Annotated in this window: 13 protein-coding genes; 3 read left to right on the top strand and 10 right to left on the bottom strand. The window is 37.8% G+C overall.

Going from position 1 to position 17,644, the window contains the following annotated elements; all coding sequences use genetic code 11:
• Nucleotides 1–6 precede the first annotated feature (6 nt).
• Nucleotides 7–645, bottom strand: coding sequence for a DNA-binding protein (locus MNY28_RS04945; protein WP_151901419.1), 639 nt, complete (start codon nucleotides 643–645; stop codon nucleotides 7–9).
• A 13-nt stretch (nucleotides 646–658) separates the two neighbouring features.
• Complete coding sequence (locus MNY28_RS04940; RefSeq protein WP_151901420.1) at nucleotides 659–1,156, bottom strand: YajQ family cyclic di-GMP-binding protein; 498 nt, start codon at nucleotides 1,154–1,156, stop codon at nucleotides 659–661.
• Between the two features lie 305 nt (nucleotides 1,157–1,461).
• On the opposite strand from MNY28_RS04940, the gene MNY28_RS04935 reads away from it, so the two are divergent.
• The 3 genes from MNY28_RS04935 to MNY28_RS04925 are packed head-to-tail and all read left to right on the top strand — an operon-like array spanning nucleotide 1,462 to nucleotide 8,098.
• Nucleotides 1,462–3,174: a nitrite/sulfite reductase gene (locus MNY28_RS04935; RefSeq protein ID WP_346389090.1), complete on the top strand. Its 1,713-nt coding sequence runs from the start codon at nucleotides 1,462–1,464 to the stop codon at nucleotides 3,172–3,174.
• A 48-nt stretch (nucleotides 3,175–3,222) separates the two neighbouring features.
• Nucleotides 3,223–7,068, top strand: coding sequence for an FIST N-terminal domain-containing protein (locus MNY28_RS04930; protein ID WP_346389089.1), 3,846 nt, complete (start codon nucleotides 3,223–3,225; stop codon nucleotides 7,066–7,068).
• Complete coding sequence (locus MNY28_RS04925; RefSeq protein ID WP_346389088.1) at nucleotides 7,058–8,098, top strand: HD domain-containing phosphohydrolase; 1,041 nt, start codon at nucleotides 7,058–7,060, stop codon at nucleotides 8,096–8,098. The genes MNY28_RS04930 and MNY28_RS04925 overlap by 11 nt, the downstream gene beginning before the upstream one ends.
• On the opposite strand, the gene MNY28_RS04920 is transcribed toward MNY28_RS04925, so the two are convergent.
• From MNY28_RS04920 to MNY28_RS04885, 8 genes are all read right to left on the bottom strand, one after another.
• Nucleotides 8,095–9,213 (bottom strand): response regulator, encoded by a 1,119-nt coding sequence (locus MNY28_RS04920; RefSeq protein ID WP_346389087.1) that lies wholly within the window; start codon nucleotides 9,211–9,213, stop codon nucleotides 8,095–8,097. The genes MNY28_RS04925 and MNY28_RS04920 overlap by 4 nt on opposite strands.
• 78 nt (nucleotides 9,214–9,291) lie before the next feature.
• Nucleotides 9,292–9,981 (bottom strand): 2Fe-2S iron-sulfur cluster-binding protein, encoded by a 690-nt coding sequence (locus MNY28_RS04915; RefSeq protein WP_346389086.1) that lies wholly within the window; start codon nucleotides 9,979–9,981, stop codon nucleotides 9,292–9,294.
• Nucleotides 9,982–11,508, bottom strand: coding sequence for an FAD-binding protein (locus MNY28_RS04910; protein WP_346389085.1), 1,527 nt, complete (start codon nucleotides 11,506–11,508; stop codon nucleotides 9,982–9,984). It abuts the gene before it with no gap.
• Nucleotides 11,505–12,428, bottom strand: a complete 924-nt coding sequence (locus tag MNY28_RS04905) for a D-2-hydroxyacid dehydrogenase (protein ID WP_346389084.1) — start codon at nucleotides 12,426–12,428, stop codon at nucleotides 11,505–11,507. Before MNY28_RS04905 ends, MNY28_RS04910 begins: the two co-directional genes overlap by 4 nt.
• Nucleotides 12,429–13,592 (bottom strand): formate-dependent phosphoribosylglycinamide formyltransferase, encoded by a 1,164-nt coding sequence (gene purT / locus MNY28_RS04900; protein ID WP_346389083.1) that lies wholly within the window; start codon nucleotides 13,590–13,592, stop codon nucleotides 12,429–12,431. It abuts the gene before it with no gap.
• 52 nt (nucleotides 13,593–13,644) lie between these two features.
• Nucleotides 13,645–14,175 (bottom strand): hypothetical protein, encoded by a 531-nt coding sequence (locus MNY28_RS04895; protein WP_346389082.1) that lies wholly within the window; start codon nucleotides 14,173–14,175, stop codon nucleotides 13,645–13,647.
• Nucleotides 14,172–16,142 carry a TonB-dependent receptor gene (locus MNY28_RS04890; protein WP_346389081.1) on the bottom strand — a complete coding sequence of 657 codons (1,971 nt, stop codon included), beginning with the start codon at nucleotides 16,140–16,142 and terminating at the stop codon, nucleotides 14,172–14,174. Before MNY28_RS04890 ends, MNY28_RS04895 begins: the two co-directional genes overlap by 4 nt.
• Nucleotides 16,136–17,584, bottom strand: coding sequence for a HAMP domain-containing sensor histidine kinase (locus MNY28_RS04885; protein WP_346389080.1), 1,449 nt, complete (start codon nucleotides 17,582–17,584; stop codon nucleotides 16,136–16,138). The genes MNY28_RS04890 and MNY28_RS04885 overlap by 7 nt, the downstream gene beginning before the upstream one ends.
• Nucleotides 17,585–17,644 lie beyond the last annotated feature (60 nt).

Below are 17,644 nucleotides of genomic sequence, written 5' to 3'. Positions count from 1 at the left end.
AAAAGATTAGCCAATTATATCACTATAGTCATATTTTTTTGTATCTATGTAATATTTTTTCCCTACAATAATAATTCTTTCATCTTTTTTTGCACTCTTTTTAAATCTTGCTTTGATTTTTTTAATTTTTTTTGCTGAAAAACCACGTTTTTTAAGATGCCTGTTTAAAGAGACAACCTTGCTCTCTTGGGCAACCTCGGATTCTATTACTGCCTCAAGCATCTCCTCCTCGGCTACTGCTTCTTGCGGAGCATTGAGCATAAACTGTGACGAAATACTGCTGAGAATATTTTTGAGCTGTTCATCTTTTTCTTTATAGATTCTTTCTATTTTTTCACGCTCGGCTATAAGCATCTGCTCTTTTTGGTCTCTAAGGCTCCGCGTTTCATTCTCCAGAGTATCCACACGCGACTGCAGTTTTTGATTTTGTTCTTCAAGAAGTTTGTAATATCTGTCATTGCTGAGTGTGGTGCGTCTTGGCTGCACAGTTTTTCGCCCTGTTTTTGCCTGTGTCTCATCCAGCAGCACCATTTTGACACCGTTCTCTACAACACTTTGCAAAGAACCCCGTCGGACCCGGTTGTGTATAGCCTCTTTTGAAACACCAAAATACTCAGCCGCATCATTTATGCTCATCTTTTTCATCTTTTTTCCCCTGCTAACGCATGTTTTCAAAAACCAAAGGAGCTTCCCACTCGCCTTCACGCACCATTTTCATCACCTTTTGCAGATCATCAAGCTTTGCACCTTTTACACGGATAGAATCCCCTTCTATCTGGGCGTTGACTTTGAGTTTCATCTTTTTAATTTCTGCAGTAATTTTTTTCGCCTCTTTGGATTCTATATAATCCACAATTTTAAAAGTCGCCTTGCGTGTGCCTCCACTGGCATCTTCCACACGAAGTTCATCCAGCACTTTTGAGGAAAGCCCCTGTTTTAGCAGTTTTGCTATAACAATGTCTTTGAGTGCATCCAGTTTGTTATCACTCGAAGCAACAAGTACCAGTACTTTGTCTTTCTCTTTCAGATTCACTTCATACGGTGTTCCCTTGAAATCATAACGATTGGAGACTTCTCTGTCTACCAGGTTAATAGCATTTTTCAAATTCTGCATATCTATTTTTGCCGTTATATCAAATGAGTGTTCTTTTGCCATAGGTGTTATCCTTTTTTTGTTTTAATTATAACATAGTTTGTTTGTTATCAATAACAGTCGGTACTACAGAAAAAAATTTAGTTTTAAAAATGCAAGGTCGGCACTGAAGTACCGATTCCGAAGAAATATAAACCTCCTCTTAGGAACTCGTACTTCAGTGCGGGCTTTACGGCTTGAAAGCACAAGGTCGGCACTAAAGTACCGATTCCAAACAGTATAAATCTAACTAAAATTGACTTATATCATCTCCATGTAAAGAAAAAATAGCTATTATCACTCTAATTATTTTACATCTAGGTACTTATATGCAAGAAGAGTTAGAAAAAAAACTCAACAAACGTGAACGCTACAAAGCCAGACTCAAACCCTATGACTATTTTGTCAAAGAGTTCGATACCATTGATTTTGAGAGTCTGGGTGAAGGTGACAGGTACTATCTTCAAGATTTTGGCATTTTCAATACCGATTTTTTGGAAGATGAATTCACCATTCGTATTCGCGTAGCCGGAGGCAGAATCAGTACACAACAGTTTAATTTTTTGGCAGATATTGTCAACAAATATGATTTGACCCTTGTAGTCACGGCACGTGCAGGCTTTCAACTCCATGATGTCGAAGCCGACGATGTCCATGAACTTTTTAGACTCTTGAATGAAAACGGACTCATTACCTGGCAAAGTTTTGGCGACAACATCAGAAATATAGTCACTGATGTCTATGACGGCGTCAACAAACACGCAAAAATTGAAGTCTATCCGCTGATACAACAGATGCAGGACTACATCATCAAAAACCCGAAATATGTCGGCATGCTGCCCCGCCGTGTCAGTATCGGTATCTCGGGTAACGAGGCAAATGTCAACTCCTTTTTTGCAAATGACCTCTACTTTGCACTTGCCAAAAAAGAAAACACTTACGGTTTTAATGTCTATATGGGCGGCAAAAATACGGAAATAGCACAGGATGCAGATGTATTTTTGCTTTATGAGGAAGTTTTTGATTTTTTTACGGCTTTTGTAGAGACATTTTATACGCACGGCTCACGCTTTTCACGTTCTAAAACCAGACTCTTTTACATGATAGAAGAGTTGGGGCTGGACAGACTCAAAGCACTTATCGAAGATGTCTATGGAAAAAAATTCAATGCTGCCGGCAAACTGCAGCTTTTTCATGGCGAATTTAATGAATTTGAACTTTTAAACAACAACAAATATGCCTTTTGTTATCAAACAGACTTCGCCCGTCTCTCGCCAAAAGAGATGCGCCAAATCAGCGACTATGCGAACAAACACGATGCCCATATTCGTTTGGGGATTGACCAAAACATCTATATTGTCGGCATAAACGAAAAAACAGCGCCTTTTGATTCGCCCGCGCTCAGCTCTACAGTAGTATCCTGTGCCGGCAATCTTTGTCCCTACGCAGTTTGGAGCATTAAGGATGAAAGTGCCAAATACCTGCCCCTGGAAAAAATCTACGAACATAAAATAAAAGTCGGGTTTTCAGGCTGTGCCAAAGGGTGTGGACGCCATCGCCATACCGACATCGGGCTCATAGGCTTGAAAACCAACAACTTCGGAGATACCGACGGAGGCGCAAGAGTTTTTATAGGTGCCGAACACGACAGCGGAAAAAGTGTGGCAAGACAGCTCTTTTCCATGGTGCCTTTTGTGCACCTAAAAGAGACAATAACACTGATTGTAAATCTTTTTGAAAAAAGTGGACATAAAAATTTTCAGCTTTATGCACATCATCTTTTGAATAAATATTCCGAAGATTTCTTAAGTCTTTGGCATCTGTACAATCTCAAAAACAAAACAGCACTCACACTTCCAAAACAAAATAATATACTTACATGTAAAGAAGAAGAAAAATTGCTTTTTGAAAGTTTTTCAGATGTAATACTTATAGAAAATGACTTTAAAAAGAGTGTAAGTGCTTTGGCAAAAGAGTTATGGACGGTAGAGGGCAAAGACCCGCACTACAAACCGCCTATGAAAAGGGTAAATGTCAGATAAAGTTTAAATTTGCTAGAATAAATAAAAAAAGATTATACAGTATCCTTTATGAAACAACTAAACTATAACTACACATCAAAAAAAGAGTTCATCAAGTATTTACATGTAAACGATGTGCCTCTTTTTGATGACAAAATTTTAATCCAAATGTTCACCTCTTTACAAAATAAAGAAGAGATAGAACGCATTGCAAATGATGTCTGTGCAATCCTGCCTCATGCAAAACTCATCGGCTGTTCAAGTGCGGGAGAGATTCTTGAAGAAAAAATGCTTGAGAGAAGTGTTGTTTTAAGTATCTCTGTTTTTGAAAATACAACCCTCCATACATTATACATGGATGATGAAAATTCCCATCGGCTTGGTGTCAAAGTTGCCAATGCTCTCTTGCAGGAGGAGACAAAATGTGTCATCTCGTTTGTAGATGGATTATCACACATTGGAGAAGAGTATCTTAACGGCTTTAACTCCTGCAATAAAACAGGCGTTCTTGTAGCCGGCGGTATGTCTGCAGACCTTTTTAGCTTTGATGATACTTTTGTCATTTATCAAAACAAAATTTACAAAAAAGGTGCTGTTGGAGTTGCGCTCAGAGGAGAAGATCTTGAAGTCACAAGTGATTACAACCTGGGCTGGAGAGCTGTCGGTCCGACTTTTACAGTGACAAAAGCAGAGGGCAACAGAGTTTATGAAATAGACAACAAACCCGTAAAAACACTCTATGCAGAAGTTTTAGGCGAAGACGTTGTGACAAATCTTCCCGCCTCGGCAGTCGAATTTCCTCTGTTAAAGCAAAAGAACGGTGTTTTGGTTGCGCGTGCAATGGTGAGTATTCTCGAAGATGAAAGTATCCTCTATGCAGGACTTTTTGAAGAAGGAGACAAAGTCAGTTTCGGTTTGGGAAGTGCCACACAGGTGAATGCACATCACCCTGAAGAAATACTCAAAGAAGAAAACAAAGAAATTCAGGCTGCCTTTATCTACTCCTGCGCCGCACGCAAGCAGTTTTTGTCCTTTGAGTTGGAAAAAGCATTCTCCCGCATAGCACAACTTGCCCCTACAGCAGGCTTTTTTACCTATGGCGAATTTTATACAGACACGCAACAGGCAAATCTGCTCAATATTACAAATACTCTGCTGTTTCTTAATGAAAAAAATACACAACATATAAAAAAAGAAGCACCAAAACAAACAGACGCACCTGTGCAAACAGGTAAATTGACAGAGAGTGCCACCCTGCACCTCATCGACTATGTCTCCAAAAACCTTCAACTCCAACAAAAAGAGTTTGATGCAACAAAATTCAAACTTAACGAATTTTTAGAAGCCATCAACAGTGTTGTCATTATTTCAAAAACTGACTTACAGGGAAAAATCACCTATGTCAATGAACAGTTTGAAAAAATCAGCGGCTACAAAAAAAGTGAACTGCTGGGAAAATCGCATAATATAGTACGCAGTCCTCTGATTGAAGCAGATGTATTTAAAGATTTATGGCAAACCATACAAAAAGGCAATATCTGGCACGGAACACTTTCAAACCGCAAAAAGGACGGCTCTCTCTACTATATAAAAACACATATCTTTCCAATTTTTGATCAAAACCATACTATCATAGAGTATTTGGCTATCCGCGAAGATATAACAGATGTTATCGAGAGTAAAAAAGCCTATGAAAATCAACTCAAATTTACAAATATGCTCCTTGACAATGAAGAAAACATAGTCATTGTCACAAAAAACAATAAAATAGACAAAGTCAATCAAGCATTTTACAGGCGCTTCGGATATAAAACTTTAGAAGATTTTACAAGCTGGCATGAGTGTATCTGTGATCTTTTTATAGAAAAAGAGGGCTATCTGAAAAAAGAAAAAAGACCGAAGGTCTGGTATGACCCGGTTTTAAAAGAGCCTCATAAAATTCATCTGGCATTGATGCTTGATGCAAACAACCAGGAACGGATTTATCATGTACGATCCCGCCAGGTTGTTTATGATGATGAAACCATCTATGTCATCCATACCTTCAATGACATTACCGAACTCGAACAGGCAAAAGAAAAAGCACAACGGGCAGAAGCGGCACAGGCAATGTTTTTGGCAAATATGAGCCATGAGATACGAACACCGATGAACGGAATTTTGGGCTTTGGGGAACTTTTGCAAAACACCCAGCTCTCAGATACACAAAAAAAATATGTAGATATCATCAACAGTTCAACCCAGACACTTTTAAACATTATTAATGATATTCTTGACTCTTCAAAAATTGCCAACAATAAAATAACACTTGAACATATAGAAATAAATCCTTATGTTGAGTTCAATACAACTTATGAACTTCTTAAATCATTGGCAGAAAAAAAATCATTGCTCTATCTGCATAAGTTTGATACAAAAATGTTTGAGTGCATTATCAGTGATCCGACAAGACTGCGCCAAATCATTACAAACCTTCTCTCAAATGCCATTAAATTCACTCCTGAAAATGGAGAGGTTCTCTTTCAGACGGAGGTTATAAAAACAAATAACGATTTTCAAACTATCCGTTTTAGTGTTCATGATACAGGTATAGGCATACCAAAAGAAAAACTGCAAACTATATTTAAACCTTTTTCTCAAGCCGATGACTCTACCACACGTAAATTCGGCGGCACAGGACTCGGTCTCACCATTAGTGCAGATTTGGTAAAACTCTTTGGAGGCAAACTGGAAGTAGAGTCGCAAGAAGGAAAAGGCACAACATTTTTCTTTGATTTGGAATTTAAAAAGTGTACAGGCATGCCTACATTGAAGAAGCTTTTAGCAGACTATGAACTGATACTCATAGAAGACAATCATGAATTTGTTATACAAAAGATAGCCCAAACATTAGACTCTTTTCATCTGAACTATACACGTTTGCCCAAAGAGGATGATTTTACAAAGAAACTTTCTCAAAACACTATTTTATTAACCCTGGATACCACTGTTGGTATGCAGGCAAGAGATCTTCTCCCGCGGGAACAAATCATCTGTATCAGCGATACATGCAATAATGAGCATCTTGATTGTGTTGATTTGACTTTTGATGAATCTTTTAGTTCGAATTTATATAATTTTCTTCTCTCCAAAATGCAAAATCATGCTGCAATGCACAAAGAAAACGAACAGACTATAACACAGACATTAAAAATTCTTGTTGCCGAAGATTATGACATTAACCGCATGCTTATAGAATCTCTTCTGAACAAACATCCAAACATCAGTTATGAATTTGCAAATGACGGAGAAGAAGCTGTTCAAAAAGCAACGGCTTCCCCGTATGATATGATATTTATGGATGTCAATATGCCGAAAATGAACGGTATCGATGCAACAAAGAAAATACGACAAAAACTAAAGCATCATATTCCCATAATAGCGCTCACAGCCAATGCACTTGACGGAGACAAAGAGCGCTTTCTCGCTGCAGGAATGGATGACTATATAGCCAAACCTATCCAAATCAAGGAACTCCAAAGAGTCATCACAAGATATGCTCCCGCACAGAGTATTCACACAGATGACAAACCCGGTGACTTTAATTTTAATGCTCTGCTCAAAGAGATAAAAGAACGCTTGGAGCTCGATGATGCCATCATCATAAAACTTCTGAGTGCTTTTACAAAAAACTTTCGCAGCGCACTTGAAGAACTTGAAACTGCATTTGAAACAAATGATACACAAACCATACTGCACCTGGCTCACAAACTCAAAGGTTCCTCAGCAACACTTGCCCTGGATGAAATAGCTGATATGATGGGAGAGATAGAAAAAGATATAGCCAATAATATTTCAATTAGCTATAATGACAAAATTAAAACACTCAACACCTATACAAATCTACTGGAGGATGGTTTAAAAGATGCAACATAAACTACATATTGTCATAGTCGATGACGAAATAGTTAATCTGCTTTTACTCGAAAGTATTGTAAATGCAGAAGGCTACGAGCATATCAAGACTTTTGAAAATGCTCACGAAGCATTAAGCTATATGCAATCAAACACTGTTGATGCACTCATTACCGACTTCAATATGCCTGAAATGGACGGGATAGAACTTCTCAAGCAGACAAAAGCACTCTACCCTGACCTGGTGAGCATTATGATCACAGCCAACAATGACAATGAAATGATGCACCGTGCCCTTGAAAGCGGTGTAACAGACTTTTTGACAAAACCTATCTCTCCACTTGTTTTTAAACTGCGTTTAAATAATATTTTGAAACTGAAAAATTCTCTCAATATCACACAGCATTTCAATGAACTTTTAACAACAAAGGTAGAAAAAGCAACAGCCGCATTGCAAAAGAGCGAATATGAAGCCCTTGAGGTACTCTCAAAAGCAGCAGAGTACAAAGATCCCGAAACAGCAAGCCATATCAGCAGAGTCTCTCACTATTCTAAACTTTTGGCAAAAGCAGCCGGACTCTCTGAAGAAGAACAAAAAATTATTTACTATGCCGCTCCTCTGCATGACATAGGAAAAATCGGCATTAATGACGCCATTTTACTCAAACCGGAAAAACTGACAAAAGATGAATTTGAAAAAATGAAAGAGCACTCCATAATTGGTGCGAAAATATTGCAAGGTAAAGAGAATATTTTTCTCAAGGCAGGAGCAGTCATAGCCCAGTCACATCATGAAAAATACAACGGCAAAGGGTATCCAAAAGGACTCAGTGGCAAAGAGATTCCTTTATATGCCCGAATTGTAGCTGTTGCTGATGTATTTGATGCACTGACATCAAACCGGCCGTATAAAAAAGCATGGGACTTTGACAAAGCCTTACAGCTGTTAATCACCGAAAAGGGAGAGCATTTTGACCCACAGATTGTCGAATATTTTATCCAAAACATAGATGAAATAAAAACCATCTATGCCAAATTTCAGGATGATTAACTACAGTTTACTTTTTCAAAAGAGATTAAATATTCATCCCTTTGTATCGGGAATACCTTCACAAGATAGTGCTGGCCTTGCTTATCTGTCACCTGTTTGCTGTATGTCTGATAATTTTTCATCGTTATAATGATATCTTCAATAAATTTTGCGTCAAACTTTTCAAAAGCCTGTGCCATATTTAAAGAAAACTCTCCAAACTCATTTTTAAATTTTTCGTTTGCATATTTCAGTTTTGTATCTGTATAAAAGATTGCCGTCGCATAAAACTCATTTAAATAACTTTTGCAAAGTGTACTGACTCTCATGCTGCATTGCAGTTCAGTTTCAATCTGTTTTTGACGAATAACCTGCTCTACTTTTAATTTGAGCTCTTCAGGAGAAAACGGTTTTTTGAAATAATCCAGCACCCCCGCTTTATACGCATCTCGCATCACTTCTATATCTAGGGTACTCGAAATCATAAACACCGGTAAATGGAAATTTTTTTCATCTTCTTTGATTTGCTTCAAAGCCTCTAACCCGCTCATATCCGGCATCTGCATATCCAACAGCATTAAATCAATCTTGGACTGTGCGACTTTTTGAATCGCTTCTGTACCATTGTGTGCCTCAAGAATCGTATACCCGCAAGAAGATAAAATATTTTTCATCATTCTTCTGATAACACGGGAGTCATCGACTATCAGCAGTGTATAATTTGGATTTATTTGCATACTTTCTATAATGGACAAAATCTCTTTGACTGTTAAATTTGCATTTTTTCCTTTGAGCAGATAGTCCAGTATCCCGAGTCTGAACAACTCGTCTCTTCGCAAAAGATCATTTTCTGAAGTAAATATAACAATTTTAGTCTCTTTGTTGGCTTCTTTAATCTCATCAATTAAATCTTCACCTTCTCCATCGGGAAGATGCAAATCAAGAATAACAAGAGAAATTTCATTTTCTTGCAAAATCTCTCGTGCCTTTGCCAAATCATAACTCTGCAAACAGCGAAAACCCTGTTCTTTTAATCTTGCTGTTAATGTATTGTTAATGACTCTTGAATCTTCAACAATAAGAACAGTAAAATTTTCATTTTTAATTCTTTGTTTTTCCTGTATACAGCTAAACATATCTACTTCCATTAATTTTTTCTGAATTTTTATTATTATATCTTATTTGCGTAAAACAATCAAGAAAATTATTTTTTGTTAAAATGAAAGTCCTCCACCAAAATTTTGCGCAAAACTCGGGTCACTGTACCCTGCCATTGTAGACTTCATGCGAAGTTTTTCTATGTCTGCTTTTGAAGATATTCCCTGAGGGCAGACTAAAGTACATTCATTGCACAAAGTACAATCCCAGACACCGTTTGTCTGCACGGTGTCTATCTTCTCTTTGGGCTCTGCCTCGCGTTTGTCACTGACATATTTCCAGACACCTGTCAACGCGAAAGGTCCTAAAAACTCTTCATTTACACTGTAAACCGGACAGGCAGAATAACACGAACCGCATAAGATACAGTCACTCTGCAAAGCATTTGTTTTTTCATCTTCATGCGTGAGCTTTGCTGCTTTGTTATATGTCTGCAGCCATGTTTTGGCACGTTTGTTCGTCTCAAGGGCTTTGTCCATATTGACAACCAAATCACGTATAACTGCTACATTTTTGAGCGGTTCTATCACATCCCCGTCTTGCACTTTATAGGCACAGGCAAGCACCTCTTTTTCATTTACACGCATCGAACAGCTGCCGCAGACACTGCTTCTGCATCCGCTGCTGTATGCCAAAGAACTGTCCTGCTCTGTTTTTATACTGTTTAACACTTCTAAAAGCGTAGCATCGTTTAAATCTACTTCATACATCACAAAGCCTGATGCTCTTTTTATGCTTACTTTCATCTATTGCTCCTCTTGTACAAAATGAGCGCCACAGCTCTCTTTTCGCTCTAACGCAGCACGCACTACCGCTTCACAGACATCAAGCATATTTCTAAATTCTATGAACTCTACAAGATTGGTATTATAAACTTTGCCGGTGTCTTTGACACCCATAAGGGGCAGTTGTTCTTTTAAGAGTTGTATCTCTTTTCGTGCTTGGAGCAGTGCACTCTCTTTTCTTATAATGCCCACTTTTTTATAAAAAAGTTCCCCTACATACGAACGTTTTTCATAAAAATCAATTTCATTGCTAAAGCTTTTGAGCTTATCAAGAAAATTTGTCTCTTTTTTACATGTATGCTCATTTTTGCTTTTATCATCGCAAAAAGTATAATGCGCTGCACTTTTACCGGCTTCACGACCAAAAACTATAATCTCAAGCAAAGAGTTGCCACCCAAACGGTTTGCGCCATGTACTTTGTGGTTTGCACACTCACCACAGGCAAACAAACCGCTTACGCTTGTTTGCGATTTGTTATCAACTTCTATTCCGCCCATGGTATAGTGTGCAACTGCTTTGATGGGAATCAGATCTTTTACAGGGTCCACCTTTTCATACAAAAGCGCCAGTTTTCTCTCCTGTGGCAGATTCTCGTCTATAAACTCTTCTCCTAGATGCCGAATATCCAAATAGACCTCTTCACCTGCTAAGATTTGTTCATTGATTGCACGACTTACTTCATCTCTTGGTGCAAGTTCGTTTATAAAACGCTCTCCCCTGGAATTAAGCAGATACCCGCCTTCTCCTCTGGCACTTTCACTGATAAGGATAGAAGAATTTTTCAATCCTGTCGGATGAAACTGTACGAACTCCATACCCAAAAGTTTTGCACCGATTCTAGCAGCTGCCGCGATACCGTCTCCTGTAGAAGCTGTTGAGTTTGTAGAGTATTTGTCATATATGCGTGAGTACCCTCCTGATGCCAAAACAACACTTTTTGCAAAGTGATGTTCCAATTCTCCGCTTCTTATATTCAAAATTAATGCACCACAGATACTCCCGTCTTCTTTTGTGAGCAAATCAAGCAAATAGCGTTCATTATGTATTTCAATATCTTCTTTCAAACAACGCTCATAAAGTGTATGCAGTATTTTTAATCCTGTATAATCCTGTGCATAGCAGGCCCTTGGAGCGGATGCCCCTCCAAGCTTTCTTTGGGCAATTTTTCCATCAGCTGTACGGGAAAAACAGACACCGATTTCATCAAGCCACTGTATGGCATTCGGTGCTTCACTGCACATGTAACGCACAGCTTCTTCGTCTGCCTGTCCGTGTGCAGATTTCAGCGTGTTTTGAATATGCTCTTCTACAGAGTCCGGACTCACATTTCCTAGTGCAGCATTCATCCCGCCCTGTGCCATACAGGTCTGACTTCTTGTCGGGTACTCTTTTGTAAGTACACGTACACTTGCACCGGCATCCTTGGCAGCAAGAGCCGCTGTAAGTCCTGCCCCGCCTGCTCCTATAATCAATACATCTGTAATCATTGTATATTCTCACATACACTCTGAATGAGCTTTTCTCTGGCTTCAACCGATGTCCAGGCAATATGCGGTGTCATATAGAGCCTCTCTTTGTTCTTTACATGTAACAGGGGACTCTCTTGCGGCAAGGGCTCTTTTTCAAACACATCCAGCCCGAAAGAGATGTTTTTTTCATCCACAAGTCTGGCAACTGCCGACTCGTTAATGATTCCGCCACGCCCGAGGTTCAGTACCACTGCACCCTCTTTACATGTAAAGAGCTTTTCATAGTCTAAAAGGTTTTTTGTTTTTTCGTTAAGCGGTGCGTGCACAGTAATAATATCGCAACTCTTTAAAAGCTCGCCAAGGTCTGCTCTTTGAAAATCTTGACTGCGATTTACCCCGCTTGTCGAGTAGTAACAGACATCCGCACCGAAACATTTGGCAATATTAGCAACACCTCTGCCTATTTCACCCAAACCGATGATGCCCCATTTTTTTCCTTTTATCTCAAAAAACGGATGACTTACATCGGTAAACAGGGCACTCTTGGAGTAGGCACCGCTTTTGACAACTTCATCATAGTAGCGTGAATGGCCTATGAGATAAAAAAGCATAGAAAATGTGTGCTGGATAACAGAGTCGGTAGAATATCCGGCCACATTTTTTACTGCAATGCCAAACTCTTTTGCAGCCTCAAGGTCAACATTGTTCATTCCTGTTGCCGCAACACAGATCAGTTTGAGGTTTTTTGCATGCTGCATATGCTCTTTTGTTATCACAACTTTGTTTGTTACTATAACTTCCGCATCTGTTATACGTTTGAGTGTCTCCTGCGGTAATGTTGTTTTGTATGCTGTTACGCTTCCTAACTTGTCAAAACAGGACAGGTCTGTATCGCCAAAGGTCAATGTATCGAGTAAAACTATTGTACGGCTTTGCATTTACATGTCTCTGATTTTTGTTATAAGTTCACGCGCTTTTTCAAGTGCGGTATCTACTTTATCAAAAACAAGTGCCACAGCCAAGCGGCGTCCTTTATGTGCTTCGGGTTTTCCAAATACTCTGACATAGGAATTGTCACTAAAGAGGCTCTCATCCACATCAACAACAGGAGCAAAGCTCTCTTTTTCGCTTTTGAATGCGGCAGATGCGCCTTCACCGTAAAAAGTAAATCCGAGTGGCAGTCCCAACACAGCACGCAGATGCAAGGCAAACTCACTCTGGCTTTGTGTTATAAGCGTTACCATTCCCGTATCATGCGGACGCGGGGAGACTTCAGAAAAATAAACCTCATCCCCTTTGATAAAAAGTTCAACACCAAAAAGCCCCTGTCCTCCAAGTCCGTCTGTTATCTCTTTTGCCATTTTCTGTGCTTTTTCTTTGGCTATCTCGCTCATCTGCATCGGCTGCCATGAAAAGACATAATCTCCGTCGCGTTGTTCATGTCCGATAGGTTCACAAAAAACTGTCTCTTTGCCGTTACGAGCCGTAAGCATTGTAATCTCATAATCAAAATCTACAAATGCTTCGACTATCAGCTCACTTGCATCTCCGCGTGCTTCTTTTGCCGCTTCCCATGAAGCAGGAATATCTGCTTCACTTTTGGCAATACTCTGCCCATGTCCGCTTGAACTCATAACCGGTTTAATCACACAGGGAAAGCCAAGCTCACATGCTGCTTCAAGCATACCTTCTTGTGTTGTAACAAATTTATATGGTCCGGTTTTGAGTCCCAAAACCTCTGCCGCAAAGGTACGGATATTTTTTCTGTTCATCGTTTTGCTGACTGCATTGGCATTTGGAATAACATTGTAGCCTCGATCTTCTGCCGCAAAAAGCGCATCAATGTTGATAGCTTCGATTTCCGGTAAAATATAATCAGGTTTTTCACGATAGATGATTTCCAAAAGGGCATCTTTGTCAAGCATATTCACAACATGGGAACGATGCGCCACCTGATGAGCAGGAGCATTTTCGTATCTGTCAACGGCTATGGTTTCAAGTCCCAGGCGCTGTGCTTCTATGATGACTTCTTTACCAAGTTCACCGGAACCGAGCAACATGATTTTTTTTGAATTTGATTTAAGAGGGGCAGAAAAGTGCATAACTATACTTCCTTATTTATATATAGCAGAATTATACAATGCTTAAGATAATTCAGAACTTACTTAACTGTAATAGATAAGGAGTCAAAACAAATCCAAATTCTTTTATCGTTTTCTTGTTGAGATAAGGCTTCACACAAAGCCCAATATAAACGGAGCCCAAAAAACCGTATTGCAAATCTTTTGGTTCATACACAAAACTGACTATTTTATTTTCATTCGCCCATTTTGCAATATCTTTCATCTCTTTTGAATCATATGAAAGCACAATAAGAGCATCCGGAAGATTTTGCATCTTATTATATTGACTCATTAAAACAGTATCAACCGTTATTTTTTTGCCAAGCAGAGGCATCTTGTAGAGCATTTCAATTTTAAATTTAAATTTTTTGGCCATCTTGGTGTCTATTTTTTTATAAACAATCCAAATATTCAAACGCTTTGAAGGGGATTTTTGCACACTTTTTTCCATTAATGCAATTTTTGGGAACAACTTTGCTTCTATATCTATAATAACAGTATCATACTGATATCCGAATAGAGTTGTATAAGCGACTACAAAGAAGAGTAAGAGTTTTTTCAAGGCAGATTCCATTCGACATTCAACCAAAATGTCCGCCCATCTCTTTGAAAATCTTCAAGATATGTCCCTGTCGTCACTCCGTCTCCAAGCTTTGAAGGGTAGACGGGAGTTGTATTAAAAATATTTTTCACAGATGCCGTCAATGTCAACATTTTATACCAGTATGTAAAAGTCTGGTCAACAAAAACTTTTGCTTTTATTTTCTCCCGTGTATCGGCAGATTCTCTCTGTTTTGCACCGACATAGCGTATGCGGGTTCCGCTCTCAAGATCAGCTGTAAAATGTTTCAACAGCATAATATTTGCCAGATGACTGGAAATAAAAGGCATCTTCGTATTATTAACAAAAGAGTAGTTTGCCTGCACATTCATTGTTGCATCCAATGAGTATTTTATCTCAAACTCTGCTCCGTATGAACTTATATCTTCAGCATTATAAAAATAAAAGCTGTTGTTTCTATCTATAAAATTTGACATATTTGAATAATACAGATTAATATTTATCCAGTTATTAAAACTGTTTTGACGATGATACACTAATTCTACAGTATCAATTGTCTCAGATTTAAGATCTTTATTTCCAAAATATGGACTTGCAGAACTGTAAAGCTCCAAAAAAGAGGGCACACGAAAAGAACGATGAAAAAGCAGTTTGTAGTTTTGTACTTCATCATACGCATACAATAATGCCAACTTGGCAGAAAATCCTGCATCACTGTCGCTGTAATAATCATATCTTGCACCTGCATCGAGTGTAATATGCGGCATTAACGGATAAATATCATTAAAATAAAGGGCATACTGTTTTCTTTTAATATCTTTATCAATATTATTTACTTCTATATTGATATTTTCTGAAAGGGTTGGATCATTCACTCTGTAATCGGTAGTAATTTCATCACTTTTTGCAATATATATCCCAAGTAGAAATTCATTCAACTGTGTTTTATATAAAAGGGTGTCTTCACTGTAGAGTGTACGCTCTTTATAGTTGCCTTCTCCCAACAAATCATACTCGGGAGAGGGGGGTGTTGTCATAATCGAGTATGGAATATAGCGAGAAACACCGCCAAACTGGTACAATTTCAGACCGGCTTTTAGATTAAAAGACAAATTATTATTTATTTTTGGAGCATACACGAGCTCACTGAAAAAAGATTTTGTTTTAATTTTTTTAGGATCATGACTAATCGGCCAATCCCCGTAACCATAATAGTTTTGTGTATTGTGTTCAAGCCATCGTGATTTAAATGACAAAGCATTATACGCTATATTTAAACCGAATGATTTGTCTGTGTAATTTTCATAAGAGACAAACGTGTTTTGTGTTGTAATTAAAGAATAGTTTTTATATATACGACTGTTTTCATTGTTATTAAAGTAACCGTCCAGGGCAATATGCATATTGTTCTGTTTTACAGACTGGGAAAATGTCAGATTTTGAAAGTTTTTAGAAGAACGGGTATAAGAGAGAATATGCGCTGACGGATGTAAACTTTTCGTAATAACATTGATAACGCCGACATGTGCCAAAGAACCATATAACGCAGAGGCAGGTCCGCGAATAATCTCTATCTGTTCTATGAGGTCTATCGGCATATCAAGGTAAAAATATCCCCCTCCTGCCAACTCGCTGTTAATGCCCACCCCATCAATCATCAGTTTGATTTTATCACGGATAAATGATTTGTTTCCCCTCATATTTATCTGCTTTGCTCCGGCTGTTCCCATTGAAAGCTCAATACCGGGTACCGTAGAGAGAGCCTCATACAGAGTCCTAATTCCAAGTTTTTTTAACTCTTTTGGATGTAAAACCGAAACAACGGAAGGTGTTTGACTGATGTTAAGTTTACTTTTTGTTGCAATTTGTGAAACATCCTGAAGATCCTGTGTCAAATTAAAATCATCAAATGTGGCATTTGCATTAACAAAAACTGCATACAGCAGTAAAAAAACCATTTTTACCATTCGTCACTCTCTTTATAATTTTTTAACTTGATGGTAAAACAGCTCCCATCATCTCTATTTTCAGCCATTATCAAACCTTTCATCCTCGATTCTATAATATTTTTTGCAATATGCAGTCCAATTCCTGTTCCTGAAATTTTAGATTTTGTTGTAAAATAAGGCTCAAATATATTTGCTATAATTTTTGGAGGAATGCCTCCGCCATTATCACAAATTTCTAAAACAGTATCTTTATCTGTACCTTTGAGCACCATAGAAATCATGCCATCTTTAAGCTCATTCCGTTCTTGTCTGCTCCTAATGGCATCTTTTGCATTATTCAGTATTATGAGCACGACCTGTTTGAATTCGTTTTCAACACCATAAAAAAGTGCTTTAGTTTGCACATCAAAATTACAGCAGATTGCATTATTCCTAAACTGTGCATCCAAAATCTTTATAACGTCTTTCAGTAAAGGAACAGGATTAAAATAACTGTTTTTTCTTGAAGGATTTAAAAAATTGCGAAAATCATCAATAGTATCAGACATATACTGAATATTATGAGAAATCTCTTCCATTCTCTTGTGAAACTCTTGTGCATGTAATGTATCAAGATCATACTTAATCAGCAAATCACTGCTAGCCAGTCCAATATTATTCAAAGGCTGACGCCATTGATGTGCAATAGACTCAATCATCTCCCCCATAGCAGCTTGTCTTGATTGATGCAGCATAAGCTTTTCCTGTTGATGCTGCTTTGCCACTTCTTCTTGTACCTTCTCCTTGAGTTCTTTGTTAAATAATTGTAATTGATGCAAATAGTCTGTAATCGTGTACATCATTTCATTTGATGTTTTGGCAATAATTTGAATTTCCTGCGTTGCATTATCAACTTTCACATCAACCGGTTCTTTTGTATGTGAATATTTTAAAAAAGCTTTAGATATGACGTTGAGCAGATGCAAATCACGCCGCAATAAAAAGAGACTTATTAAAAAGATTCCCAAAGTAAGCAACAGTGTCAAACCCAGCATATAGAGTATATTTACGGAAAGTTTTTTCAAATTTTTATTGGAATATTCTGCTTTGATTGAAGCTATGCTTTTATTATTAAAAGGATCTTTTATAACACCTTCATAATAAAAAGCCTGTTGGGGTAATATTTTCTTTTTCTTTTCATATATTATTTTTCCGTCTGCATCTTTTAGACGTATTTCAGCAATATCATACTGTTTTAATATTTTATTTAGCAAAAATTTTACATTATTTTTTTGCTCAAAAGAGATGTGAAAAGCAAGCAAAGGTTCTATTCCGCGAAATAAGAATGTAATCTTTTGTCCCTCTTCTTTAATGAGTATCTCTTTAAAATAGGAAAATGAAATAATATATACAGGGATGATGATAGAGAAAAATACAAGCCAAAATAAGAAAGTAAATTTACCAATTAATGTTTTAAACATAAAAATAATTATACATTCTCAGAGCCAATAAAGCCCTGAAAACAGAGTGCTGCACTAAAA

This window comes from Sulfurimonas sp. NWX367, assembly GCF_039667065.1.
Lineage (GTDB): Bacteria > Campylobacterota > Campylobacteria > Campylobacterales > Sulfurimonadaceae > Sulfurimonas > Sulfurimonas hydrogeniphila.
The sequence above is the reverse complement of the archived record's forward strand: the minus strand, read 5'-3'. Positions and strand labels throughout refer to the sequence as shown.